General features: G+C 64.1%; 26 protein-coding genes and 1 pseudogene. 11 read left to right on the plus strand and 16 right to left on the minus strand.

Annotated features, from left to right (window positions below; translation table 11 throughout):
* The first annotated feature begins 144 nt into the window (after nucleotides 1-144).
* From NB231_RS16620 to NB231_RS03325, 11 genes are all read left to right on the plus strand, one after another.
* Nucleotides 145-510 carry a hypothetical protein gene (locus tag NB231_RS16620; protein WP_156776882.1) on the plus strand — a complete coding sequence of 122 codons (366 nt, stop codon included), beginning with the start codon at nucleotides 145-147 and terminating at the stop codon, nucleotides 508-510.
* Nucleotides 511-1,155: 645 nt separating this feature from the next.
* Entirely contained in the window at nucleotides 1,156-2,445 is a 1,290-nt protein-coding gene (locus NB231_RS03280) for a DEAD/DEAH box helicase (protein WP_004999724.1), read from the plus strand.
* A 2-nt stretch (nucleotides 2,446-2,447) separates the two neighbouring features.
* A complete protein-coding gene (locus NB231_RS03285) occupies nucleotides 2,448-3,023 on the plus strand; it encodes a hypothetical protein (protein WP_004999725.1) in 576 nt (191 codons plus the stop codon).
* A gap of 209 nt (nucleotides 3,024-3,232) precedes the next feature.
* Nucleotides 3,233-4,018 carry a SpoIIAA family protein gene (locus NB231_RS03290; RefSeq protein WP_004999728.1) on the plus strand — a complete coding sequence of 262 codons (786 nt, stop codon included), beginning with the start codon at nucleotides 3,233-3,235 and terminating at the stop codon, nucleotides 4,016-4,018.
* Entirely contained in the window at nucleotides 4,015-5,415 is a 1,401-nt protein-coding gene (locus NB231_RS03295) for a V-type ATP synthase subunit B (RefSeq protein WP_004999729.1), read from the plus strand. Before NB231_RS03290 ends, NB231_RS03295 begins: the two co-directional genes overlap by 4 nt.
* Nucleotides 5,416-5,424: 9 nt before the next feature.
* Nucleotides 5,425-6,030 carry a V-type ATP synthase subunit D gene (locus NB231_RS03300; protein ID WP_004999731.1) on the plus strand — a complete coding sequence of 202 codons (606 nt, stop codon included), beginning with the start codon at nucleotides 5,425-5,427 and terminating at the stop codon, nucleotides 6,028-6,030.
* Nucleotides 6,027-7,808 (plus strand): V-type ATP synthase subunit I, encoded by a 1,782-nt coding sequence (locus tag NB231_RS03305; RefSeq protein WP_004999732.1) that lies wholly within the window; start codon nucleotides 6,027-6,029, stop codon nucleotides 7,806-7,808. Before NB231_RS03300 ends, NB231_RS03305 begins: the two co-directional genes overlap by 4 nt.
* Nucleotides 7,796-8,245, plus strand: a complete 450-nt coding sequence (locus NB231_RS03310; RefSeq protein ID WP_004999735.1) for an ATP synthase subunit C — start codon at nucleotides 7,796-7,798, stop codon at nucleotides 8,243-8,245. The genes NB231_RS03305 and NB231_RS03310 overlap by 13 nt, the downstream gene beginning before the upstream one ends.
* A 21-nt stretch (nucleotides 8,246-8,266) precedes the next feature.
* Nucleotides 8,267-8,959 (plus strand): hypothetical protein, encoded by a 693-nt coding sequence (locus tag NB231_RS03315; protein WP_004999736.1) that lies wholly within the window; start codon nucleotides 8,267-8,269, stop codon nucleotides 8,957-8,959.
* Nucleotides 8,960-8,961: 2 nt separating this feature from the next.
* The gene (locus NB231_RS03320; RefSeq protein ID WP_004999737.1) at nucleotides 8,962-9,645 is read left to right on the plus strand and encodes a hypothetical protein; all 684 of its coding nucleotides are present in this window, start codon (nucleotides 8,962-8,964) and stop codon (nucleotides 9,643-9,645) included.
* Between the two features lie 131 nt (nucleotides 9,646-9,776).
* Nucleotides 9,777-11,636: a V-type ATP synthase subunit A gene (locus NB231_RS03325; protein WP_004999751.1), complete on the plus strand. Its 1,860-nt coding sequence runs from the start codon at nucleotides 9,777-9,779 to the stop codon at nucleotides 11,634-11,636.
* On the opposite strand, the gene NB231_RS18920 is transcribed toward NB231_RS03325, so the two are convergent.
* The 16 genes and pseudogenes from NB231_RS18920 to NB231_RS03405 form a co-directional block, all read right to left on the minus strand.
* Nucleotides 11,609-11,824: a hypothetical protein gene (locus NB231_RS18920; RefSeq protein ID WP_004999752.1), complete on the minus strand. Its 216-nt coding sequence runs from the start codon at nucleotides 11,822-11,824 to the stop codon at nucleotides 11,609-11,611. The two genes, NB231_RS03325 and NB231_RS18920, sit on opposite strands and share 28 nt — an antisense overlap.
* 246 nt (nucleotides 11,825-12,070) lie before the next feature.
* The gene (locus NB231_RS03335; protein WP_040661700.1) at nucleotides 12,071-13,072 is read right to left on the minus strand and encodes a zinc-dependent alcohol dehydrogenase family protein; all 1,002 of its coding nucleotides are present in this window, start codon (nucleotides 13,070-13,072) and stop codon (nucleotides 12,071-12,073) included.
* Nucleotides 13,069-13,344 (minus strand): annotated as a pseudogene (locus tag NB231_RS20235) (cation-transporting P-type ATPase); the annotation flags it as partial. The pseudogene NB231_RS20235 and the gene NB231_RS03335, both read right to left, overlap by 4 nt.
* A 596-nt stretch (nucleotides 13,345-13,940) precedes the next feature.
* Nucleotides 13,941-14,870: a bestrophin family protein gene (locus tag NB231_RS03345; protein ID WP_004999755.1), complete on the minus strand. Its 930-nt coding sequence runs from the start codon at nucleotides 14,868-14,870 to the stop codon at nucleotides 13,941-13,943.
* 216 nt (nucleotides 14,871-15,086) lie between these two features.
* Nucleotides 15,087-15,392 (minus strand): hypothetical protein, encoded by a 306-nt coding sequence (locus tag NB231_RS03350; RefSeq protein ID WP_004999756.1) that lies wholly within the window; start codon nucleotides 15,390-15,392, stop codon nucleotides 15,087-15,089.
* Between the two features lie 273 nt (nucleotides 15,393-15,665).
* Nucleotides 15,666-16,343, minus strand: coding sequence for a hypothetical protein (locus NB231_RS03355; RefSeq protein ID WP_004999757.1), 678 nt, complete (start codon nucleotides 16,341-16,343; stop codon nucleotides 15,666-15,668).
* A gap of 7 nt (nucleotides 16,344-16,350) precedes the next feature.
* A complete protein-coding gene (locus NB231_RS03360) occupies nucleotides 16,351-16,833 on the minus strand; it encodes a hypothetical protein (RefSeq protein WP_004999758.1) in 483 nt (160 codons plus the stop codon).
* Nucleotides 16,830-17,798, minus strand: a complete 969-nt coding sequence (locus NB231_RS03365) for an NEW3 domain-containing protein (RefSeq protein ID WP_004999759.1) — start codon at nucleotides 17,796-17,798, stop codon at nucleotides 16,830-16,832. Before NB231_RS03365 ends, NB231_RS03360 begins: the two co-directional genes overlap by 4 nt.
* 55 nt (nucleotides 17,799-17,853) lie before the next feature.
* Entirely contained in the window at nucleotides 17,854-18,390 is a 537-nt protein-coding gene (locus NB231_RS03370) for a phage tail protein (protein ID WP_004999760.1), read from the minus strand.
* Nucleotides 18,371-20,950 carry a baseplate J/gp47 family protein gene (locus NB231_RS03375; protein WP_004999761.1) on the minus strand — a complete coding sequence of 860 codons (2,580 nt, stop codon included), beginning with the start codon at nucleotides 20,948-20,950 and terminating at the stop codon, nucleotides 18,371-18,373. Before NB231_RS03375 ends, NB231_RS03370 begins: the two co-directional genes overlap by 20 nt.
* Nucleotides 20,951-20,964: 14 nt before the next feature.
* Nucleotides 20,965-21,444, minus strand: a complete 480-nt coding sequence (locus tag NB231_RS03380; protein WP_004999762.1) for a GPW/gp25 family protein — start codon at nucleotides 21,442-21,444, stop codon at nucleotides 20,965-20,967.
* Entirely contained in the window at nucleotides 21,441-21,785 is a 345-nt protein-coding gene (locus tag NB231_RS03385) for a hypothetical protein (protein WP_004999763.1), read from the minus strand. The genes NB231_RS03380 and NB231_RS03385 overlap by 4 nt, the downstream gene beginning before the upstream one ends.
* A 2-nt stretch (nucleotides 21,786-21,787) precedes the next feature.
* The gene (locus NB231_RS03390) at nucleotides 21,788-23,296 is read right to left on the minus strand and encodes a phage baseplate assembly protein V (protein WP_004999764.1); all 1,509 of its coding nucleotides are present in this window, start codon (nucleotides 23,294-23,296) and stop codon (nucleotides 21,788-21,790) included.
* A complete protein-coding gene (locus NB231_RS03395; RefSeq protein ID WP_004999765.1) occupies nucleotides 23,293-24,027 on the minus strand; it encodes a CIS tube protein in 735 nt (244 codons plus the stop codon). Before NB231_RS03395 ends, NB231_RS03390 begins: the two co-directional genes overlap by 4 nt.
* A complete protein-coding gene (locus NB231_RS16630) occupies nucleotides 24,027-24,371 on the minus strand; it encodes a hypothetical protein (RefSeq protein WP_004999766.1) in 345 nt (114 codons plus the stop codon). The genes NB231_RS03395 and NB231_RS16630 overlap by 1 nt, the downstream gene beginning before the upstream one ends.
* 812 nt (nucleotides 24,372-25,183) lie before the next feature.
* Entirely contained in the window at nucleotides 25,184-25,681 is a 498-nt protein-coding gene (locus tag NB231_RS03405) for a phage tail protein (protein WP_004999767.1), read from the minus strand.
* Between the last annotated feature and the right edge of the window lie 54 nt (nucleotides 25,682-25,735).

Genomic DNA, 25,735 nt, shown 5'->3' on the forward strand with positions numbered 1-25,735 from the left:
CTCCAGAGACGAGGGTGTGTTGCTATTCGATGGGTTCCGCAGGAGGCTTTGCCCGGGTGCCGCCACGCCTTTCTGTCAGACTCAGAAGCCGATCGCCGCCCCACCCTATCGGCTGATATTCCTATTTTCTCGAGGTTAGCGAGAATGAAAAACACTCCCTTGAAAACGATGACGATGATCGCCGCCTTGCTTGCGGTAAGCAGCGCCACATCGGCGGCGAACTTGGGCTTTCTGCGTAATACCCTTATCAGGGATCTCTCGGACTCTGACTGGCAACAACTGGTCGAAACGACGATCGACGCGCTGGAAAACGCGCCGGACGGCGCAACGCGGGAGTGGCGTAATGCTGACACGGGGCACTTCGGCAGTATTCGAGTAGTAAAGACGTTCGAAGCTCACGATCTTCCTTGTCGCAAGGTTACATTAACCAATCACACCACCTCACAGACAGGCCCCAACGCATTTACACTCTGCAAGGTTGAAGGTCAAGGCTGGCGCCTGCTCGAATAGGCCAGCGCCTGGCATGGATCTTCGGAGAAAACGGGGATAACCTGCAACAGCACTTACGCAAACTAATAAATTCTATAATATCAATAGATTAAGAAGAAAAGCCATAACTTCTTATTAACTCCGGGCAAGGAAGTGCAGAATGGGGCAATGGTAACGGCCGGCGCTTTCGTACTTATGCATCGTCATCGACTCCTAGCCGATACTTCAGAATCACGGTGCGTACTTGACAAACTTGATAGGGTTTGGCTTTAGCACTGAAGTGGACCCAAATTGACCACCGGTCGTATTCGCACCCTTTCAACGGGGCAGACAAAACCCAGGGATGCCCATATCTTCGGTACTCACCAGCTATATCGAGGGCCGCCAACTGGATCCTTAGCCGCTTTTGCGTGCGCCAGGTCTCGCGCCGAAACACGGGCGCTTGTACCCCATGCCGCGGCCGTTCATACTTTGTTTACTTCTGCTCGCGCAAGCGCGCCGCATCCGTCTTAATCGGACCACGGGCAGAGACAGGGAACCGGGCCTCGGCCCGTAGATCCCGCCCGCCGTCGCGGCGTTTCCGCTCTCGGTTCTCTCCTCGACGACTTTTTCGCTGCAATTGAGCGGCTCCCCTCGGGTGCGGCCGTTCGGTGGAATCAATAAACTATGACGTTCGACTGTTTTGGCCTCTCGGCCGATATTCTGCGTGCCGTACGCACTGAAGGCTACACCACGCCCACGCCCATTCAGGCGCAAGCCATTCCGCTGGTCGTCGCCGGGCGTGACTTGCTCGCCGCGGCTCAGACTGGCACCGGTAAAACCGCCGCCTTCACGCTGCCCATACTGCAGCGGCTGAGCGCGGTGCCAACACGCCATCGGGCGCCGCGCGCGCTGGTGCTGACACCCACGCGTGAACTCGCCGCGCAGGTGCGCGAGAGCGTGCGCAGCTACGGCCGGCACCTGCCGCTGCGCTCCACCGCCGTGTTCGGTGGCGTTGGCATCAACCCCCAGATCAGCGCATTGCGAAGCGGCGTCGATGTCGTGGTCGCCACACCAGGGCGCCTTCTCGATCATCTGCAGCAGCGGACCGTCGAGCTCTCCCGCGTCGAGATTTTCGTGCTCGACGAGGCCGACCGGATGCTGGACATGGGCTTTATTCGCGATATCCGCAAAGTCATGGCCGCGTTGCCGCAAAAGCGCCAAAACCTGCTCTTCTCCGCGACTTTCTCCGGGGAAATCCGCAAGCTCGCCGACCAGATCCTCCACGATCCAGCGTCCGTCGACACCGCCCCGCGCAACAGCGTCGCCGAGCTCATCACGCACAAGGTTCACCCTGTCGCCCAGAGCCGCAAGCGCGCACTGCTTGCGCACCTCATCGGTAATGGGAAATGGTCTCAGGTGCTGGTATTCACGCGCACCAAACACGGCGCCAACCGCCTGGCAACGCAGCTTGACCGCGATGGCCTGAACGCCACCGCCATCCACAGCAGTAAGAGCCAAAGCGCCCGCACCAAGGCACTGCAGGATTTCAAACGGGGGCGGGTGCGCGTGCTGGTGGCCACCGACATCGCCGCGCGCGGTCTCGACATCGAGGCACTGCCGCACGTCGTCAACTACGAGCTATCGAATATTGCCGAGGACTACGTCCACCGCATCGGGCGTACCGGCCGGGCCGGCAGCCAGGGGCAAGCGGTGTCTCTCGTGAGCGCCGATGAGCGCAAGCACCTCGCCAACATCGAGCGGCTGCTCGGCCGCCGCCTGCCCTGCACCGTGATCGAGGGCTTCGAGCCGGTAGCCGCCAATGAGGCTCCGAGCTTGAATCCGACCCGCCCCCAGCCCAACCGAGCGCGCCGCAGGCCGTCCCAAAGCGCCTACGCGAACAATGGCGACGGACCCGGCCGCAGCACCCGTCCGCGCGGCAACCGCCGCCGCCCCGCGAGGACCGCTACGAACTAACGATGCACGATCGGGGGCTGCTGTTCCAGGACGGCAGCCCCGATTCGGAACGCTCTGCCTCACGCCACTTGCAGATTAAAGCCACACCCGGCACGGGGCTCAAGCTATCACTCGTGCCCGTTTATCCGGGCTGCTCCGCTTGCGCGGACGATTACGGCGTGGTGGCGCTTGATGTCCGTATGCGGGTGCGAAGAAGCTGTGCAACCCACTCGAATCGGCTCGCCATCCGCCCCCACCTGAAGGAGTTCGAGGAGGAGATACCGGTCGGCGAGGGCCCCAAGCTGCTGCTGCGGCCCATCCGGCTCGAAGACGCACCGGCGCTGCAGAAGGGCTTTACCAGACTTACCCCGAAGGAGACCCGACTGCGCTTCCTCATGCCGCTGAAAGTTCTCTCGCACATGATGGCCGCGCAGTTCACTCAGATCGATTATGATCGGGAGATGGCCCTTGTTTTGGCCGATCCGGGCATCGCCAGTCAGACCGAGAGCTACAGTGTGGCTCGAATCGTCACCGATCCCAATAATGAGCAGGCCGAGTACACCATCACCGTTCGCCACGACATAATGGGCAGGGGGTAGGGGCGGCGGCTCATGCGCCGCATCATCGATTACTGCCGCCGCCGCGGAACGCGACTGGTTTTCGGCGAGATGCTGCGGTAGAACACGATTATGCTGCACTTGTGCAAAACGCTTGGCTTCCGGCAGCATCCGATACCAGGAGATCCGGGCACCGTTCGAGTAGAGTTGGAGCTAGGCTGAGGCGTTTTCAGATAAGGATTGCATTTAAAATGACCACCGCATCGGAACAGGTGCTTGCCATCACCATCAGCGGGATCTTAACCGCCGATGACATCGAACAGTACCGAACCGCACTCAAGGAGAAGCTCGCGCGTCATGAACGCATCGGGCTCTGGGTGGACTTCTCCGAGCTGGCGGATGTCAGTGCCGAGGCGCTGTTTGCCGGCGTCAAAGCCGATCTCGAGCTGTTCGGACGCCTCGATCGATTCACCCGCTATGCACTCGTCTCCGACAAGCAATGGCCGCAGGCGCTCATCGACTTTCTGCAGCCGCTATTTCCGGCACGGCCGATGCAGCTGTTTCCGAGCGCGCAAAGAGCGATGGCACTGCAATGGGCGGCCGAGGCCACGAAGCCTCCGACAAGCGTGCCCCCGGCGGTGCGGTTTCTACCGACGACAGCTGACGATGTCCTTGCTTTCGAGATCAATGACGTGACTGCCGCTCCCGAGATGCCCGACGTCACCGCGAAGTTCAACTCCTTCCTGGTGAAACACGACCGCGTTCGCCTCCTCAACCGCATCCGGCATTTCGCCGGTATCGATCCGAAAATTTTTATGCAAAGCGGTCTGGTGTCGATGAAGCTCGCCGCCTTGCAGAAAGTCGGGCGTTACGCCATCGGCGGCGCGCTGACCTGGATGGCGGAGATCATCGAAACTATGAACCCGGCTTTCACCGATATCGACATGCGGGTGTGCCCGGCGGATCAGGAGGCCGCGGCCTGGCGCTGGATCGGTCCCCAACCGACGGGGACGAATAAGAGCCGTGGTGCGAGATGACCCAACTGCTCAGCCACTACCGCAATATCCTCAGCATCGTCGGCGGCATCGTGCGGGTGCGAGTGCCCCAGGGCCGTGCGGGACAGCCCACGCCGGCGCGTTTCCGCGATCTCGCGAGTCTGCGCAAGGCGAACGGCGAGACGATGCTCGCTCAGGTGATCCGCATCGACGGCGAGGTGGTCTCGCTGCAGGTCTTCGGCGGCACTGCGGGGCTCACCACTGAGGCCTCGATCCGCTTTCTCGGCCATCCCATGCGGGTGACCTGTTCGCAGAACGTCCTCGGGCGGGCGTTTTCCAGCACCGGTGAGCCCATCGACCGCGGCCCCGCGCTCACCGAAGACCGCAAGGTGGCGATCGGCGGCCCGTCGGTGAATCCCATGCGCCGGGTGATGCCAACGCGCATGATCCGCACCGATGTGCCCATGATCGACGTGTTCAACTCGCTGGTGGAGAGCCAGAAAATCCCGATCTTCTCGGTCGCCGGCGAGCCCTACAATGCGCTGCTCGCGCGCATCGCCATCCACGCCGATGCCGATGTGGTGGTGTTCGGCGGCATGGGACTGATCTTTGACGACTATCACTACTTCCGCCAGCGTTTCCTGGACGCCGGCGTGTTCGCGCATACAGTGATGTTCGTCAATCTTGCCTCGGACTCGGTGGTCGAGCGCCTGCTGGTGCCGGACATGGCCCTGGCGGTGGCCGAACGCTTCGCCGTGGAGGAAGGCAAACGCGTGCTGGTGTTGCTCACCGACATGACCGCCTTCGCCGACGCCATCAAGGAGGTGGGCATCAGCATGGAGCGAGTGCCCTCCAACCGCGGCCACATGGGCGATCTCTACTCCCAGCTCGCACGTCGCTACGAGAAGGCCTGCGATTTCCACGGCGCCGGTTCGGTCACGGTGTTGAGCGTCACCACCATGCCCGGCGACGATGTTACCCACCCGGTGCCGGACAACACCGGCTACATCACCGAGGGGCAGTTCTATCTGCGAGGCGGACGCATCGACCCCTTCGGCTCGCTGTCGCGGCTCAAGCAACACGTGGTCGGCAAGGCAACCCGGGAGGACCACGGCGCGCTCATGAATACCATGATCCGGCTCTACGCGGGAGCGCGGGATGCCGAGCAAAAGCGCGCCATGGCCTTTGAGCTCTCCGCCTTCGACGAGAAACTGCTGCGCTTCGGTGAGCTGTTCGAGGCGCGCTTTATGGATGTCGACGTCGCCATGTCGCTGGAGCAGGCGCTGGATCTTGGCTGGCAGACGCTCGCCGAGTGCTTCCGGGCCGAGGAGCTGGTCATGAAACAGACTCTGATCGACAAGTATTTTCCGCAGCCGGATGGGCACAGCCGGGCACGGGGCAACGGCATCGCGGCTGTCGTCGAGCACGCAGCGCCGTAAGGAGCCGCCGTGGCCCGATTGTCGCTCAACAAGACGGCACTGCATCGCGAGCAGGCGCAGCTCACGCGCTTTCAGCGTATCCTGCCGTCGCTCGATCTCAAGCGCCGTCAGCTCATCGCCGAACGCAGCCGCGAGCGCGCCGAGGTACGTGCCACCGAAGCGGCACTCGCCGCGCTCACCGCCCGAGTGCGTGAACACCTACCCATGGCCGGGGATGGCACCGTCGACCTCGAGGATCTTGTGCGGATTACCGACGTGCGCCTGCGTGAGCACAACCTGCTCGGCGCGCATCTGCCCATTCTTGAAGGCGTCGAGCTCGAGCGCGCCGACTACCCCACGCTTACCACACCGCATTGGCTAGAGCGCTATGCCGAAGAGCTGGCCGCGGCGCTGGAGCTCACCTTGCGCCTTGAGGTGCAGCGCGAGCGCCTGCGTCGCCTCGCCCGGGCGGTCACTCGGGTCACCCAGCGAGTCAATTTGTTCGACAAGGTGCTCATCCCGCGCACTCGGGAAAACATCCGCCGCATTCGCATCCACCTCGCCGACGGCGAGCGCTCGGCGGTGGTGCGCGCCAAGCTCGCCAAAGGCAAGCGCGCGCAGACGGAGATCCTATGAGCATCGTGGCGCTGCGCCGGGTCAGCCTCATTGGCAGCCGCGGCGACAAGGAGGCGGTACTGACCGCGCTGCAAACGCTCGGGGTCTTGCATCTCATCGCCCTGGGCGCCGGCGGCGAGCCGGATTCCGATACCCCGAGTCCCGGAGCGCCACACAAGGCGCTTCTATACCTGCTCGGCTGCCCGGTGAAACGCCATCAGGTACCCGACGATGCAGGTTTCGACCGCCAGACCATCGTCCATCAGGCACTAGAGAACCAGCGCTTGAGTCGCGACGTGGAGGACAGCATCGAGTTCGTCCGGCGCCGCCTCGATGACCTCAAACCTTGGGGAGACTTCGAGTTTCCCCCGCTCACCGAGCTCGCCGACCACCGGCTGTGGTTCTACGAGGTGCCGAACTACAAGCGCCGCCAGCTCGCCGCGGTGACCCTACCCTGGCAGGAGGTACATCGCGACAATCGCAACAGCTACATCGCCGTCATTGCCCGCGACGAGCCGCCGGCCGACGCCATGCCAGTACCGCGCACCCACACGGGCAGCGTGCCGCGCCCGGCGCTGCGCGCCGAGCTCCAGAGCCTCAACGTGCGCCTCGACGAACTCGCCGCCGAGCGCGAGGCGTTGACCCGCTGGATCCATCGACTGCACCGCGATCTCGCCCGCGCCGAGGATGCCGCGAGCCTGGCGCAGGCGCAGCGTATCACCTGGGACGACGATGCCGTCTTCGCCGTCCAGGGCTGGGCACCGGCAACCGTGCTGCCGGACATTCGCGCGCTCGCCGAGCGCGAAGGCGCGGTCCTGCTCGACGAGCCGGTAACCCCCGAGGCCGAGCCGCCCACACTGCTCGCCAACGACGAGCGCACCGCTGGCGGTGAGGAGGTGGTGCGCTTCTACCAGATGCCCGGCTATCGTAGCTGGGACCCGTCGCGGGTGATTTTCTTCTCTTTCGCCGTGTTCTTCGCCATGATTCTCGCCGATGCCGGCTATGCGCTCGGGCTCGCCGCGGTGCTGCTGCTCACCGCGCCGCGGCTCGCACGCAGCCGCAGCGGGCGGCGGCTGCGCAATATGGGCTTCGCCCTGGTCGCCTGCTCGCTTGCCTACGGTGTGGCAAGCGGGAGCTATTTCGGCTGGGCGCCGCCGCCGCAAAGCTGGCTGGGGCGACTGAAACTCTTCGATGTAAACGATTTCGGGCAGATGATGCAGCTCTCCGTGGCCGTAGGACTCGCCCATCTCATCATCGCCAACGCCATCGTTGCCTGGCAGCACCGCCGACACAGCGCGGCGCTCGCGCCGCTCGGCTGGATCGTCGCCCTGATAGCAGCTACGCTGATCTATTTCGAGGTGCCCGGTGGCGGCTTGGCCCTCGCCCTCGGACTCGCGGCCGTGGCAGTGTTCAGCGACACCCGGCCGATCCGCCGGCCGCTGGATCTGCTGTGGCGCGCTGGAGGCGGTCTTTATGGTCTTACCCGCAGCACCAAGGCCTTCGGAGATGTGCTGAGCTACCTGCGGCTGTTCGCCCTAGGGCTTGCCACCGCCTCGCTTGCGGTGACCTTCAACCGGCTCGCCGTCGAAGCGGCGACCGCCGTGCCCGAGTTCGGGGTGCTGTTGTTCGTGCTGATCCTCGTTGCCGGCCACGCGCTCAACTTCGTGCTCGCCGTGGTCAGCGGCGTGGTCCACGGCCTACGACTCAACGTTATCGAGTTCTACAACTGGGGGATATCGGAGGAAGGCTATCCCTTCAAGCCCTTTGTGAAAACGGAGACCGGACAGTGGAGCAATTGATCGTCGCCCTCGGCTGGGCAGGCTTGTACGGGCCGATGGCACTCGGTGCCATCGGCAGTGTCATCGGCTGTGCCATCGCCGGCCAGGCGGCCATCGGCGCCCTGCTCGAAACCGAATCCGGGCACGGACGCTTTATCGGGCTCACGGCGATGCCCTCCTCGCAGAGCGTCTACGGCATCGTCGTGATGTTCTCGCTGCAGCGCCCGGTCACCGACGATACCGCACCGGGGCTGTTCGCCGTCGGTATTCTCGCCGGCGTGGCGCTGCTACTGAGTGCGGTGTATCAGGGCAGCTGCTGCGCCTCGGCGATCAACAGCGCGAAGAGCAAGCCGGAGATATTTGGGCTGTCCATTGCGCCGGCGGCCATCGTCGAGGGCTTCGGCGTGTTCGCCTTCATTTTCGCCCTGGTCATCGGCGGCGACATCCCCCAGCAGTGAGTGTGCCGTGGAGGTAGCGCGATGAGCGAGCAACAGGCAACCGGCAAAGCTGTGTCCTCCGGCGTCGAAACGTTGATCGAACGCCTGCGCGACGAGGGCGTCGAGCAGGGCCGGGAGCAGGCGCGGCGCATCGTCGCCGATGCCGAAAGCCGCGCGGGCTGGATGATCGAGCAGGCCGAACGCAACGCCGAGGCCATCCGCCGCCGGGCCCTCGAAGAGGCCGAGCGGCTGCAGCGCGCGGCGCGGGAGGCGCTGCGCGTCGCCGCCCGAGACACCGTGCTGGAGATGCAGGCGACGCTCACCCATCGCTTTCGCGGGCATCTGCGCTGGCTGGTAGCGGAAACGCTTTCCCAGGAAGAGCTGCTGCAGCGCCTCATCCTCGAGCTTGCCGCGCGCACGCGCCGGGATACGCCGCTCGCCGCCGAGAGCGACGTGGAGATCGTACTGCCGCGGGATGTGCTCGGCCTCGAGGATCTGCACCGCCGCCCCGAAGAGCTGCGGGAGGGGACGCTGTCGCATTTCGTCGTCGCCCAGGCCCGGGAGCTGCTGCGCGAGGGGGTGCGTTTTTCGGTGGGCGAGCACGGCAGCGGCCTGCGAGTGCGCCTCCACGATCACGACATGGAGATCGACATCACCGAGTCGGCAGTGGCCGAACTGCTACTCGAACACCTGCAGCCGCGCTTTCGGGCCATGCTCGAAGGCATCGTGAAATAGCCATGGCTGCCCGCCACCAGTATGTCGCCCTGCGTACCAGCCTGCCGGCGCTGCCGGCCACGCCCTTTGGCCGCGAGGCGTTGCCGATCTCGGCGATCCGCCTGGAGCGCCGCCTCGGCGATCTGCACCCGGCCCATCGCGAGGCGCTGACGGCGCTGGAGAGGCTGCTCGACTGGCGCCATCTGGGCAAGGCGCTGCCTACGGATACCTATCTCCGGCGGTTCCGTGCGGCCGAGCCGCAGCTCGCCGCGCATGGTGTCCTCGATCTCGTTGCGGTGCCGCTGGAGATGCACACCGTGGTCGCGGCGCTGCGCCGGCACGCGCGCGGCGAGCCCGCCCCGGCAGCGGGGGCACGCTGGGGCTTCGGGCCACGGCTTGCGCACATGCGCGCCCACTGGGACGAGCCGCTGCTCGGCGTAGGCGCCGTCTTCCCCTGGCTCGCGGAGGCCCGCAACCATCTGCAGGAGCACCGGCCCCGGGAGCTTGAGCGGCTGCTGCTCGGCGAGCGTTGGCGCATGCTCGCACGGACACGGCGCTACGGGCACTTCGACTTTCGCGAGGTGGCGCGCTACGTGCTGCAGTGGCGACTCGTCGCCGCCTGGCGGCGCTACAACGCCGAGGCCGCCGGACGGCGCCTGCAGGCCGGCATCGAGCAGGGTCTCGGCCACTACCGTAGGCTTTTCTGATGAGGAGCGAGGCCCAGCCGCATGGAGGACGGAGAGGCACCAGCGGCTTAAAGCACCTCGGTGCCTAGAGCTCGATACGGCTGGGCTTCGTTCCTCATCAGATCGTGTTTTTACTTCATTCTGGGGAGCTGATGAATATGGATTCCGCCGCCCGCGACTGCAGTGTGGCCAGCGTGCAGGACGACATCGTCGTCATCGAGGCCACCGAGCGTTCGCCGGGGCTGATGAAAAACGAAGTCGTCTATATCGAGCCTACTGGCGCCGCTGCCGGGCGCGCGGTGCGGTTGAAAGGCGAGGTGCTGCGCGTGCGTGGCCGCCGCGCCGATGTCCAGGTGTTCGAGGACACCGGCGGTATCGCCATCGGTGATTCTGTAGAGCAGACCGGCGAGATGCTCTCGGTGACCCTTGGTCCGGGCCTGCTGGGCGGGATCTACGACGGCCTGCAGAACCCGCTGGAGGCGCTCGCCGCGGAGTCGGGGTTCTTTCTGCCCCGGGGTCGACATCTGGCGGCACTGGAGGCCACCACTCAGTGGTCGTTCGCATCGGCGGTGCGCATGGGCGAGCGGGTGCGGGCCGGCGATACCTTGGGCACTGTGCAGGAGGGGCGTTTCACCCACAGCATCATGGTGCCCTTCGATGCCCGGGGTGAGCATGAGGTCAACTGGATTCATGAAGGCAGCTTCGGCATCGATGTGCCGGTCGCCCGGCTGCTCGATGCCGAGGGCGGCGAACGCTCGCTCACCCTGGCGCAGCGGTGGCCGGTGCGCACGCCGCTGCCCCGGTGGCTGCTCGAGAGCCACACCAGTGAGCGGCTCTACCCCCAGCGTCCTATGGCGACCACCATTCGGGTGGTCGATACGTTCTTTCCCATCGCCATCGGCGGTACCGCCTGCATCCCCGGCCCTTTCGGCGCCGGCAAGACCGTGCTGCAGAACCTCATCGCACGTTACTCCACGGTGGATATCGTGATCATCGTCGCCTGCGGCGAGCGCGCCGGCGAAGTGGTGGAGACCATCACCGAGTTCCCGCAGCTCACCGACCCCACCACCGGTGGCTCGCTGATGGACCGAACCGTGATCATCTGCAATACCTCGTCGATGCCGGTGGCTGCCCGCGAGGCCTCCATCTACACCGGCATCACCATCGGCGAGTACTACCGCCAGATGGGCCTCGACGTGCTGCTGATCGCCGATTCTACCTCGCGCTGGGCACAGGCCATGCGCGAGACCTCCGGGCGCATGGAGGAGATCCCCGGCGAGGAAGCCTACCCGGCGTATCTCGACTCGGCGATCCGCAGCGTCTACGAGCGCGCCGGGGTGATCCGCAACAACGCCGGCGACAGCGGCAGTCTCACGATGATCGGCACCGTCTCGCCCTCCGGTGGCAACTTTGAGGAGCCGGTCACCCAGGCGACGCTCGCCACAGTCAAGGCGTTTCTAGGGCTGTCCGCCGAGCGCGCCTACAAGCGCTTCTATCCGGCGGTGGACCCGCTGCTCTCCTGGTCGCGCTACCGCGGCGAGCTCGCCGAATACATCGCCGCCCAGCTTGGCGAGAAATGGCCGGCGCGCATCGACGAGCTGCTGCAGTTGCTCCACGACGGCGAGGACGTCAATCAAATGATGCAGGTCACCGGCGACGAAGGGATCACCACGGCGGACTACATCACCTACCACAAAGCGTCGTTCCTCGATCTCGTCTACCTGCAGCAGGACGCCTTCGACGCGGTGGATGCCAGCAGCTCGCCGCAGCGCCAGCGCCGCAGCCTGGCGCTGGTCTACCGCCTGGTCGCCGCGAGTTACGAGTTCGAGGACAAGGAGGCGGTGCGCGAGTATTTCACCCGGCTCGCCACGGCGATGAAAAATCTCAACTATGCAGCCCTCGACTCGAGCGAATACCGGCGCTACGCAGGGGAGATCGAGGCTTTGGCGCGGGCTGCGGGAGTCAAGCTCGATGCCGACATCTGTCACGCGGAGTCGAGGACCTCGGCCTGAAAGAGGAGTGTTGTCTCGGCCTTCAGGGAGGTAGTGATCAAATAGGCGCGATCCGCCTTTTCAAGGCAACGTTCGGCCTTGCCTCGGCTGCCCGAATCGCCAATCCGCAGCTCGGCGTTGATCTCGAAATGCGTGAACCACGGGATGCGACCCACCCGTTCGAGCATGCCCTCGACAGCGCAGCTCACGCTCTCCCACTCCAGCCTGGATGCTTGTTATACGCTACGGAAAATGAGAACGAAGCAGTCCGCAACGACGGCGACCAGTAACCGGGCGCACCACCGTACTGGGGCGGTGGCATCGTATCCAGGGACGGCAATTCCGCCGACGAGGCCCTGATCGGGCCCTCGGTGGCGCCCGCAGCGGAGGCCCGGTATTGATGAGGGAATTCCTGCATAGCCCATTTCTCCTGTGAAGGCATCATTGACTCGGGCTCAGGGTATCAGGACGGCAGCGCCCGAGACCCGCCCGGCGCGCAGATCAGCGAGCGCCTCGTTGGCCTGCTCGAGCCGATAGTGCTGAGTGTGGGTGCGCACGCCGGCCTTCGAGGCGCGAGCCAGCAAGTCATGGCCGTCTTTGCGGGTGAGGTTGGCGGCCGAGCGCAACACCCGCTCCTCCCACAGGAGCCGATAGGCGAAGGCCGGGATGTCACTCATGTGAATACCGCCGCAGACCACGACTCCGCCGGGGCGTACGGCAGCTAAAGCGGCCGGCACCAAAGCCCCGACCGGAGCGAAGATAATCGCTGCATCGAGTGCCACCGGCGGCGCGGCCTCCGAGCTCCCGGCCCAGACGGCGCCGAGGCGGCGGGCGAAGGTCTGGGCCTGCTCGTCGCCGGGACGGGTAAACGCGTAGACCGATTGCCCGGCGTGGATCGCGACCTGGACAAGAATATGCGCGGCCGCCCCAAAGCCGTAGAGTCCGAGGTGCTCGACATCCTCGCCGATCATCGACCAAGCCCGCTGGCCAATCAACCCCGCGCACATCAAAGGCGCCGCGGCGACAGCGTCGAACGCTTCCGGCAGGGGGAAGCAGAAACGGGCGTCGGCGAGGGTCGACTCGGCGTAGCCGCCATCCAACGTGTAGCCGGTAAACTGCGCTCGCGGGCAGAGGTTTTCCTGGCCGCGGCGACAGTAACGACAATCGCCACAGGTCCAGCCGAGCCACGGCACGCCGACGCGGTCACCGACGGCAAGCCCCTCGGCACCCTCGCCCACGGCATCGACGCAGCCGATGATTTCATGACCCGGGATCAACGGCAGCCGCGGTTCGGCGAGCTCACCGTCCACCACATGCAGATCCGTGCGGCACACCGCGCAGGCCTGTACTTGCAACCGCACCTGTCCAACCGCCGGAACCGGGCGAGACAGCTCGCGCAGTTCGAGCCGCGCGCCGGCCGCTCGCAGCACCATCGCACGCATGGTTGCCGCCGTCATGGCCACCTCCCATTGAATACCGCCTCACCTAGTTCATCATGCTCGCGGCAAATCCACCGCATCGCCGAGTTCAAACGCGGCATTGTCCCTCCATCCCGAGCGTCGGGGCATAGCAGATTGCGGAACTGATCGAGGAACACCCGCAACGCACCCCGCTGGCGTGCTTTCTGCGGGCGGTTGGAGCAATAGCGGTCAAGTCGTACCCAGGCCTCCGCCTCGCCGAGCCTCTGCTCCGCTTGCACCGCTAAGCGTTCGAACGCCGACTCGACCGGCGCCTGGTGCCAGGTCGACCCGGCGTTGCTTTAGGTCGACAAGTTTTTCCTGTTCTCCCTCGTCACTTCTCATTTCCTTTGGCAGCGCGCCACGCGATACTCATCAGTGACGGCGATGGCCGCCGCAACGCCCGTCCGGTGAGCGATGAGTTGTGGGTAACGATGTGGTCGTATGGTGTGTAAAGCTTAGCTGATTTATTGCATTGCTCCATTGGCCTGGATCAAATGCCGCGGGAATTGATATCCACCGTCGCGTGCGCCTTTTCCGGCCGCTTGACTATCCATCGGCCCCCTCTCCCAGGGAGGGCGGCACGCAAAGCGCGTGTAAGCCATTACGCTCGCGCGGCTTCGGCGGTGCACTTAGTCGGCGGAACGACTCTCGCTTAACTCGGCGTCTTACCAATCGGGGAAACGGTTAGGAGTTAAGAATAGCTAGGGCTTACGTTACTCATAAGGAAGGGGCCGATTAATTGATCCGTTCGCCCAAAGCTCGTCGGCCACGCTCGGGAGAGCCTTGTTGAAGGGTTCAGGAATGAACGGAATTTTTCAGGGTTTCCTCGTTATTTATTCTACATCTATCCTATCCATAAAGCACATTACAACAAAATATCTTTCTGGGGTGCAAGCGGTTCTGGCCGATTCGGCTCGCCGATAAGTTCCAAGAGATTTATCTCTATATTTAGCGAAATTGTAGCTAAAGGAAGATCATTTGGTTCTGTACCGAACGGTTCTTCAATTTCATCACCGATGGCCTCTAAACCAAAGAACGCATGCGAAATAAGAAAAACTACAACAGGAGTTAAAACACCAATGGTATCGACAAGCCCAAACGGCAGGAACAGGCAATAGAAGGCTACGATACGATGAATCAATACAGTATAGGTAAACGGGATAGGCGTATTCTTAATGCGCTCGCACCCACCAAGGATGTTCGATAATTCAATGAGTTGTGCGTCAATGTCTGGAACATTTAATTCATGCAACCACCGTTGATTACGAGCGTGCGCAAGATCTTGCCCGAGTTGTTGTAGAATCGCCAGCGGCCGATGAGAAGATCGTTGAACGGCATCAAGATCTTCGCCAGGTAAAAAAGCTGTGATATCTTCGAGTGAATCCGTACCTCGCAGATGATGCCGAAGCGAATGCACAAATGCGATAACCCTTTTGACGAACGTCTGGCGGAAGCGCAGAATCTCCGATTCTGGTGAACCGTCAATCAGCGAATAGGCTTGCCGAGCAAGGCTTCGTGAAGTATTGACGAGCGCGCCCCACAGCGTGCGACCTTCCCAAAACCTGTCATACGCAGCATTATTCCTGAAGCCAAGAAAAATACTCAATGCTACGCCAATTAACGTGAAAGGAGTCGTCGTAAGCGTATATTCTTGGATATTATAGCGTAATTGGAAATACGTCACAGCAGACGCAACACCGGTCGCCGTTACAATTCGGGGCCATGTTTCTTCAAAGCTGCTCCCTTTGAATTGGAACAATAGCCGAAGCCAAGCAATTTTTTTCTTGACGATCATGTGCCTGCGTATCCGTTCAGCCAATCCTACGCGGCGAAATACCGTCCCCGCCAAATCGAGATGCGGGCAAACCGCCGGCCTTTGCATACCGGCGCGTTCGCATGCGGTTCAGGGGCCGATCGGCAAACTGGATGCCGTTGTCGGTGAGCAAAAACCCACCTTCCGATCGACCGGTGCGGCTAAGCAACCGCGTGAGCAGTTATCTTGTAAGCGCGCTCAACCCGGGTGACCGGCTTCAAAATAGCGAGTCTGCGCGGCCTCTTTTTGTGCTTCGATTTTCTTAAGGACGTCTTCGATACTGGCCAACCCCTCAAACACAACGCCACCCTGAGTCATTTGATCGAGTAGCTTACGACACGATCGATACCGGGATTGTTTCAGCTCTTTCAATGTGGCGAAAAACGCATCCTCATCCGGGAGCTTCGCGACCTCATCGCGCAATGCGCGCGCCCTTTCCAAGCGCCGGTCTAATGAATCGATGCAATTATCCAATGCATCAATTACTTGGAGCCTAACTGACATCTTCCGCCCTCCTCCGCCATGCATTTAGCCCCATCCGGCACCTTCGCAATCCCACAAGAATAGAGTGTAGCGAAAACCGCTGGCCACGCTGACAGTGGCACTCGCGGTGAGCACCGACTCCGTATGCTTACCGGGAATCGCGGGCAAAGCAAGTGATCGAGCTAAGATTCCGCCCCGGCACCAACGCGCATCGAGCTCAGGCTTCCTGCTCCACAAATCCAGCTATAGGCTCGGTCGCCGATGAATAGGGACCCTACCGCGCGCCGAGGCCATTCAGGCGATCGCCTTTAGCGTTGCGATAATTCCGAACACTAAGCCCAGCACGGCCCAGATTGCTGCCAGGATCACCGCGATGAGGGCAGCAATCAGATCAGTTACGCTGACCAGGAATCCGGGTACGAAACCGTGTAGGAACGAGACCAGGATCGTAGCGAGCAAGGATGTGGCGATCAGCAGCACGAGGCCCTTATTCTCCAGGAAGCGCGGGTGGGCGAGGATCAATGCGCCGCTGCTGAGCAGCTTGCAGGCCATCAACAGCGTCAAGGTGGCAGCAGCCGCCGTGGCGGGAAAACTCGCATAACCCAAGGCCGCGTAGACGGCGGGGCCGAAAGGCAGTGCGAGCAGCAGCCCGATCAACATCGTGAGCAGCCCAATAGCGGCCAATCCCGCACCCAGGCAAGCAAGCACCAACAGCAAACCCACGATCAGGGTGGCACCGCCTTGCACCCGCCCGGTGATCCGCTCCGGAAACACCAGCGGCGCGGCCATAAGCAGCGCAGTGAAGACCAGCTGAGCGTCGATCAAAGACAAACACGGAATTCCCCAGCCCACGGCGCCGCCGGAATGGCCCAGCAAAGGCGAGGCCACCGCAACGCCCAACTCGGCGAGCAGCACCACTCCGAGCAAGCCGATGGCGAGCAGAAAAGGCAGCGTGCGCAGATTATGCGGCATGGTTTCCTCACTCCTTAAGGCCGATGCGTGCCGTGCTCCCGCGCAAGTTACGGAGCGTGAGGGTGCCGCCGCGGTCATAAACGATGAAGGCCGGCTCGGTAGCGCGGCTCGTATCCGCCGACCAGCTCTGCTCCTCCACAGGCTTGCCCCGCAGCTGCTGTCCACTCACCGGACGGTAGCGCATGTGCACGTTGCCGCGCACGGTGAATTCGGCGCGGCGCAGTTCGGCATCCTCGGCCGGCGTCACCGAAAAAACCGTCGTCTTGTGCGCGCCCAGCCGCAGCTCGGCCGGGAAGGATCGGCTATTACGGGTGAGCTCACGAGCCGCGAGGCGGGGACCACCGGCCAACCCCTGCAGGGAACGCAGCCAGTCGGGCGGATTGAAATCCGCGGGCATGGCGCGTTCCCCTCCACCGAAAGTGGCCGCAACGCCCACTGCACAGAGTACCGCTGCGATGACCAGCATGATTTGCAGGGCTTTGATGCTCACGGTGTGTTGCTACCCGCATCATCGAGGCGCAGCACTCTGACCGCCCTGTCCACGATCGGGCGCGACGATCGTTTGGCGCGCCAATAGTGATATTGTAAGCGCAGCTCTGCGGGGCTGGCTCCGACCGGCTGCGTAGCGGTAAAGGCGGCGTGCCCACCTGCGCTGGTTCGCACCGCCACCCAACGGCCGGGACGCAACCGGCGCACATCGATCTCAGCGGCGCTGGTAGCGCCTCCCAGTGCCTGTTTGATCTCGGCCAAGGTGGGCGCCTGTTGGCCGCTGTGGCGCATCAGTCGCAACTGCGCGCCGTTTTTTGGCACCAAAGAGCGATCGGTGGCCGTGCGCGCCTGGAACCAGAAGTCGGCCTCGCTGCGCGGTGCGCCCCGCGGCACTTCCCGCCCGCGATCCAAGTCCCCCTGCCAAGTCTGGCTCACCGTAAAGCGGCCGGTTTTATCGGCAGGGATGTTTTCTTCGGCCGGTTCAGCATCAACCGGTGTGGCGCGCTCGGTCCCATTATCAGCGCTAAGCCACCATGCCAGACCACCGCCGCCGATCACCAACACCAGCGCCACCGTGATGACTATCCACCAGGGAAAACCGGAGCCGTTCGGCTGCGGCGGCGCCGATTCAGCCACCTCGAATACGACCATAGGCCCCTGGTCGTACTCCTCGTCGGTGTTATCCGCCGACATCACGTCCAGGCGCAGGCCATAGCGCCCGGCTGGGGTTCCCGGCGGCACTGTGACGGCCACCTTGAAGGTGTGCGTCTGACCCGGCTGCATATCGCGTTGCTCGGGCGGTGCCAGCTGCAGCCAGCCCTCATCAGCGTTGTCCAGCGGCACCGCGCGGGCCCAAGCTTCCACCGCCCGGCCACCGACATAGCGCACGGTGAAACCGGCGGAACCCTTGCCGTTACGCAGCACCAGCGTGGCATCGGTGGCGCTGATCTCATAATAGTTGGGCATGGCGATGACAGCTCCTTATCTGATCAAACGGGCTCATATGGGCGAGACTTGCCGATCACTCGAAGCGCAGCTCCTCCGGGTCATAGGTGACATAGGCGGGTTTCTCGAAGGCCACCACGGCATGGATCAGCTCACGCTGGGCTTGCACCGCGAGAGGGGCGGTAACGAGCAAGTGAAAGGGGCGTTCCAGGCCGTTGCGTTCGATATTTTCCTCGATACGGAAGCCCGTATGGCCCGTGGCGATTTCGAGGAACCGCATCAACCCTTGACGGGTACCCCGCTGCTGCGAGAGCTCAGCCGCAGCGGCGCATAGCTCACGCAGGTGACCCATGCCACTGGGCAACGATCCACCTGACCCCACGCCGCTGCGGTGCACCAGGAAATGCTCGAGATCCACCCAGCGTGCTAGGAAAGCCACCATAGGGTCCGGCGCCCGCCGCGGATCAAACAATCGGTCCAGCGAGGCCAGCAGCTCCTCGAGCGGCTGTGGGAGACGAGCAGCCACCTCCAGCACGGCATCCAGGGGCGAGCCGGGATGGATCGCATCCTGATATACCGCCGGCAACAGGGCTTCAATGTCCGGACGCTGCATCGTGCACAGCCTCGATCTCGTGGTCAGCGCTGCAGAACAGGTAGCCTTCGCCGACCGTTACCCGGTCCGAGAACTCCGTGGCGGAGGCGTGCGTAAACACCTCTGCCCCGTCATCACTGCGGTACACGCCCTGGGGGCCGCCACACAGCAGCACGGGATTATGATCCGCTGCGGCGGTGCGCGGCGCGACGGCCACAGCATCCACTCGATGCAGCAGGCGCTCGATGTTCCGCAACGGCAGACCGCAGTCGATTCGTGGAGCCCGCCAAGCCGGGGTCTTCTCGGCACTGTCGAGGCTTACCACACCAGCGTGGAAGGTGGCGGCATAAACGTGCTCGCCGTCACAGGCGATGGCCCGACAGGAACCGCCGCGCCAGCCCATCCTCATGGCGGACCACCCCTCGAGGCGCTCAGCCTCCCGGCGCAGCTCCCAGCGCAAACAGCCTTCGCCTTCCTCGCCGCCTATCGCGGCCAACCCAGCCCATAAAAATGCCCGAGGGCCGACACGCTGGGCGGTCAGCGCACGCACGTCCCGACCCTTGAGCCCAATGCTCTGGAAACCCTCCAGCTGCTCATCGGCGCACAGATACACTCCCCCGGTCGCACGCGCCGCCACCGCCACCTGGGTACCGATCCGCGGCGCCTCGACGGTGGTAACTGCGTAGAAGCCCATGTTTTGATCATTTTCGTCCACCAGAACCGGCACCGGCCCCGACTCCGGCGGCACCTGAAATAGACCCTCTGCGGTAGCCAGGAGCAGTACCGGTTCACCGGCGCGGCGCAGCCAGGCCGCATCATAAATTTCGAAGCCGAGTTCGTGGGCCGCCGTCCAGTTCTGACCGCAATCCTCGCTCAGGCGGATGCGGCTGATCTCCGTACCATCGGCCTGGCTCGAGGCCACGGCAGCCACCAAGCCCAGCCGGTGAGGACAACACGACACCCGGCTCACCTGCTCGCCGTCGAACCGCGCCAAATGCTCCCAACCGCTGCCGTCGTCCAAGGTGCGAAACAAACGCGCATCCGCTGCGGCGTACCAAAGCCCGCGATGAAACGGGTCAGCAGCTACTGCGCCGATATCGCGATCGGGGGCCTGATCCACGGTAAAGCGCACGCGGTCGGTATAGCGGATTCCCGGCTCGCTTAGCACCGCGTGATAAATGTCGGAGGCGTGCAGCCGCCGCCGCAAAGCCCCGCTACCAAGCGGGTTAATCAGCTCGTTGAGGCGTTCGCGCACGCGCCCTTGAACGGCCTGCGGGTTCTCTTGCGGATGCAGCACCAGCCGCGCGTGTACCGTGATCGGCTTGTACCGGTACCAGTCGATGACGCACGCCGTGCCGAGCGGGCGCCGTGCCTCCACCGTTTGGCGGACCCGAGTCAGCGCCTCCTCGGTCTGCGCCCGCTCCAGCTGAGCTTGAGTACAGGCGGCTCCAGAACGGTAGGGCACGTTGGGTACTAAGAGCAGCTGCACGGTTCCGGGGACGGCGAATCGCCAACGCTCGGCGCGGGCCACGGCATGGGCGCGGGCCACGCTGCCTTCACGCAGCGCCACGGCTTCGTAGTCACGGGCAGTTACCGCCCGGTTCAGGCTGTGCAGCTCCTGAGGACCGCGCACCAGGGCATTTTCTAGGGACTCCGCCTCGGAGCCGCCCACCGCCGGCTCGGGATTGTCCACGCGCAGGCCGGCTATGGGATCCTTGAGCACGGTGAGGGTGTGGGCGGCAACGTTGCCGGCGGAGCCTCCGCCACAACGATACCAGGCGTATATCAGCCGGCCGGCCGGCGGCACAGCGGCCAACGCCGCGGTGGTGCGCGTCAAGCCATTGCCGGATGCGCCGTCGGCGCTGGTACGGATGGCGGGCGCGAAGGTGATCACTCCGTCGGCACGGTCGGCGACGTAGACCGGCGCATCGGCCGTGGCATGGGCAAAGTGCTCGACCTCGCGCCATATTCGGAACGCACGTCCATCATGAGTCAAGGAGGGTGCGCGCACATCCAGGCTCGCTTCGGCTTCCACTGCCACTACGAGATCCAGTTCGTCACCGGTGGGTGCAATCACCGGCGCATGACACAGCCGAAAGCTCTGGCCTGGCAGACCGGTGGAGACACCCAATCTCTCAGCCTCGATCAGCCGACAGTGGTGCGCCAGCACTGTAGCGCTGGCCTGCTGGGGTTCCAGCACCACCGCTGCGGCGGTGGTGAACACCGGAGGCTCCCCACCCTCGGCGGCTCGGGCTACGCTCACCCGAGTACCGCGTGGCACTTCGATGCGTCGTTCGGTCCCCGCGCTGCGACTCAGCTCGAGTATCACCCCGGCGGCACCCGGTGGCGCGAGTTGCACCCCGATCAAGCGCAGGAACGCCACATACGCTTTCTCGGGCAGCCGGTTGACACGATAGAGCATTACCTCGGTGAGGAAGGCATAGAGCTCCAGCAGGGTGGTTCCGGGATCGCCGGCGCTCAGGTCGGTCCATGCCGGGCACCGCTGGTGTACCAAACGCTTGGCTTCGGCAAGAAGATCGTCAAAGGTGCGATCATCGAGCTTGGGTATATGTAGACTCATACTCCAGGGGCTCCTTACCGCGGCGTACGGCTACTCGATTCGATGAGGCGGCCGCGGTGGAGATCGTAGCCGAGGGCCAAGTGCTCCTCCCACCCCGTGCGACGGACTCGGTATTCAAGAACGATGGCAAGCACCGTTGCATCGTCACTGCCATACGGATCGGCGCCGGCATCCAGGCGCTGGATCACCACGCGGGGTTCCCAACGCCGCAAGGCTTCACCGACGTAATGGATGGCGAGTCCGGCCGTGCCGGCGTCATTGGGGGCGAACACCAGGCGCTGCAGCCAGCAACCGTAGTCGGCCCGCATCACGCGCTCGCCTGGACGGGTGCTGAGCAATAACAAGATCGACTGCCGGACGGCCCGATCGTGCTCGGCCATGGCGATTGCACCGGTGGCGTTTACGATTAGCCCTCGGCTACGCGGTTCAGCGCCGGCGGCGTTTACCTCAGCCGGTAGATCGAAAAGCCACGCGCGGTCGATCACATCGGTCATGCTCGGCGTTGCCTGACGAAATGCTGGCCGCTGTCACGCACCTGATACTGCACGGTGCCCGGTGGCGTACCGTCGGTGAGCCCGATCACGGTATCCAAGCAGATCCGGTGACCGTCGATGCGCACCAGCGCAGAATAGCCGGTCCGCACCGCCAGGGTCGTAGTGCATGGCTTGATGGTCGGGCCGTAGTTGGGACAACCGCTGATGGTACAACGCTCAGGATCGCGCGCAACCAGCACGCGCCGGCCCTCGACCCGCACCCAGCCTTGGCTGGCGTCGACGCTCACTTTGCCCAATTCGTGAGCGCAGCGCAGATCGGCATCCTCGGTGAGTAATTTCATGCTCACCCCCGCTCCAGATCGATGGTATCGGCACGCAGTATCAGGCGCTCACCCTGAGCCTCCAATACCAGCTCGCCTGCGGCATGCAATACCACGCCCTCGCGGGAGAGCGCCAAGAAGCTGCCTTCGGCGATCTCCATCCGAATGGAGCCGTCGGCGTCGTTAAGCCGGATGCGCTGCCCGCCGCGGGTGGTGAACGTGTAGGGTCGGTGCGCAGCGCGTTTGCGTACTGCCTTCGGATCACGAGGCGGACCATCGAGCCGGTAGACGCCGCCGAGCACGATGCCTCGCGACGGATCCCCGTCGGGCAGCGCAACCACCACTTGATCACCGACTTCGGGCAAAGCCACCAACCCCTTGCCGGCGCCCGCCCCCAACTGCATCACCATCATCCAGGTGCTCACGGCGTCACCGTATGAGTCGAGGTTGACCTGTACTCGATCCCGACCCTCGGGGTCATCGATGTCACAGACTTCACCCAGCACCACACTCGGTACCGAGGGGGCTCGGCCCGGGGACTCCGGGCGCGTGCTCAGCTCGCAGACGTAGCCGTTCTCGGCGTCAACGGTGTGCGTGACGAGCGTGAGCAGATAAGGACCCTCCAAGGTCGTTGCAACGCCACGTACCTGCACCCATTGACCGGGGCGCAATGCGACATCGCCCTCGGCCACCCCCCATAACACCGCGCCGGCGGCCCGGCTGTGCGCCAACTCGGCCGTAGCCAGGGCTTCGGCTTCCAGGTCGCTTTCCAGAGGCAAGCCCAGCAGCGTACGTTGCGCCGCTCGGTCGCCATAAGCGGCACCCGGCAAAGCTCCGGCGTCATTGATGGAGCCTTGCCGCGGCTCACCGGTATGCGGATCCCAGCCCAGCACCTTGACTTCATCGATGGGACGCACGGCGTTGCATTCCACGCGCGCTTCGAATAATTCTTCGCCCAACATCAGCCGCAACGGCTGCACGCGCTCATCACGCCCGGCAAACAGCCGCAGCAGGTCGTCTTCCACGACGAAATGCAGCCCGCTGCGGGCAGTATACTCCCGCAACAAAGCGAGATCGTGGGCGAAGCGTGGGACGATCCGGGGCCAGACCGGACCGCTCGCCTCGGCCGAGACCCGCAGGCCGGTCTCTACGGTCAAGGCACGGGCCAGTTCGACCGTCGTCACCTCCACATGGGTGCGCAACGTCTGACGGCGCTGCAGCCGCACCAGCGCATCGTAGGCCCGCGCCCGTAGGGCGAGCCCGCCCGAAGGCTCATGAACATGTTCGACCGCGGTAATCTCGCCGGTAAACACGGGAGCCGCTTGGTTGTCGATATACACGCGCAGGGGCCGTCCCGGAGCGAGGCCGGGCTGCTCCAGGCAGCGGCTAGCCACCATGGCGACCGACCAAGTCAGCTCGCACTGCGCCGGAGCATCCAGACACTGGCTCACTCGCAAGCTGGACAGACGCAGCGGTTCACGCACATCGACGCCGTCGACCCGAACCTTGGGTAGGACCTGCACGGGCTTCATGCATGACCTCCGCCGGTCCCGATCGTGAAATCCGCAGGCACTTGCAGCGGCCGCTCCAGCGGGCCCAGGGGATCATCCAGCCCATTGAGTTCGGCGAGCAAAGACCAGTACGCGGCATGACCACAGTGCTCGGCGGCGATCTGGTCGAGACGTTCGCCGCCGCTGATCGGCTCGTGTGTGACCCGCTCACCACCTGCGATCCGGCGCCGCGCTTCGTCCATGGCCAGGGGGGGCGGTGTGGGGTCGGTGCCTCGATCACGCAAGGCGCGGTTGACGCGCAGCAGTCGCAAGCGCAGCCAAGACCGGCGCGGCTGACCTTGCGCAGTAAATTGCTCGAGGCGTTCGGAGACCGCGGTCACGATCCCCGGTACATTCCAGCTCGTGCCCCACAACAAGCGGAGAATGGGTGGTCGTGCATAACGATCGGCACCGGTGTCGTTCTCGGCCAGATCCCAGATGGGACCGGTCAGGATACGCACATCACTTAGCGGCGGCGCATCCGGCCCTTGCACCGCCAACGCGACGTCGAACAGCAAATCGAGAGTCAATTCGGTGCGCCCGCCGCCGACATAAAGCAGTGGATCATCACTGAGACCGGCGCCGCTTAGTGTGCCGCCGAGCGAGCGTCGGGCAGCAACACCAGCGCTGCGGCGAACCTCCAATTGTTCCGGGTTCAGTAGACAACGCAGATGAGCGCCGGTGCGCTCGATAAGCAGAACCACTTTTTCCATTACACTCCCCGTTGCTCATTGCGCAGGCGCTGCCGGCGCTCGCACTCGAGCCTCGATTCCGCCTCGACGCTGGGTGACTCCTCCTGCGGATCCGGCAACAGAGCCGGCCAGGGATCATCTGGTCGGACTAACGACTCGATTTCCGACTCGACTTCGGCCGAAAAAGATCGACAATCCAAGGCTTGCAGCGGTAGCGCCGCTGCGGCCAAGAGCCGCTGCACAGCGGCCGACGGGCAACGGCTGTCCGAGTCCGGCACGGCATTGTACGGTGAACTCTGCCATCGCTCTTGCGCCGCCGCCGCGCCGGGCGGCCTGTGCGACGCGACCCATTGGGGTTCCGACATCTCCGACCTCCACGGCTGCGGGGGAGCGGCCTCGGCCGGTAGCCGCGGCACGGAAAGGAACTCCGTAGCGGGACGGCGGGCCGCCGGTACGTGCAAGGGCAATTGCCGGCTCTCATCGCCTGGGGCCGCCCGAGGTCCGATTCCGTCGTGCAGTACTGATGTCGCTGGGCTTGCGGAGCAGGTGCAATAAGACCTGCTCACCGCTTGTGTTGACTCCGTCCATAGCCACCCGGGCGCACCGGATTCAGCCATCGGCTGCGCTTCGGGGATTTCCTGCACCGCCACTGACCGGCAAGCGGTAGCCGGGAACACTGAATCGATGATTGGGTCTGTACGGGTACTGCGCGGATCCCCACCCGAATCGGGGCGGGCTGGCCGGCCGTGATGGGCCGATGAGGACGGCTGGGTGCCGCGCGGCACCAAGGTGGCGGTGGCTAATCGTTCTCCCGTAACCGGCAGCGCCGCAGTGTAGTGGGGCGGCGTTTGGTCAGGCCGGTGGCACCCGCTAGCGGCGCTGGCAGCGACCGGGGGGCGTGGCCAAAATACCGATCCGGGCCGCTCGGCTGACGATACCGAAGCCGGCCGCAATAAGTAGGGTGCGCGGCGACGCACCACGGCGCCCCATGCCTCCCGAGCGCAGCGCTGGGCGGTCTCGAAGTCGATGTCAGGCGCCGCTGGCGGCGCGCGGTGCCGAGCGGCCCGAGCTCGCAAGCGAACCCTTTGCGCCCACAGACGTCCCCAGAGTCGGGCGAGCCCGCGCTGCAGTGCCTGCAACGCCGAGCGGCGCGCCAGCGTCTTCGCGCGCACCGGAGCTACCCCTCGGCCACCGCTTCACCGCCACCGCCGGCCGGCACACGTTCGAGTTCGTCGAACACCAGCACCAGCGTCTCCACCGCCACCTGGTTGCCCAACGCATCGAGCGGTGCGCCGCGCCAAGTCCGAGGCCAGGCGTTGCGGAGATTCCAACGCATGACCTCGGTCGCGCCATCGTGGCCGAACATGACCACCGAGACGTTGCGACGCTCCACCGTGCCGGCGACGGAGGCTTGCATCCAACGCCAGAGTTGCATCGAGCGGCTCATACCGTAACGCAACGTCAGGTCGGCGTACTCGACTCGCCCTGGCAAGCGGTGCACGATCTGATTGGCCCCGGCCTCACGGTATTTGATGGCTTCCACATCCACGCCGAGCCCGCTGCACTCCACGAAGCGTCCTTCGGTAACGCCGTTGATATCGATCGCGAAATGAAAGGAGGTGTAGGGATCGGACCATTGGCCTGTCGTTCCCTCAGGATTCCGAGTTTCGGGCATCGCGGCTATCCCCCGTATGCTTTTCTTGGTGCGTTTCCCTTAACGGATGCTTAG

Source organism: Nitrococcus mobilis Nb-231, assembly GCF_000153205.1.
GTDB lineage: Bacteria > Pseudomonadota > Gammaproteobacteria > Nitrococcales > Nitrococcaceae > Nitrococcus > Nitrococcus mobilis.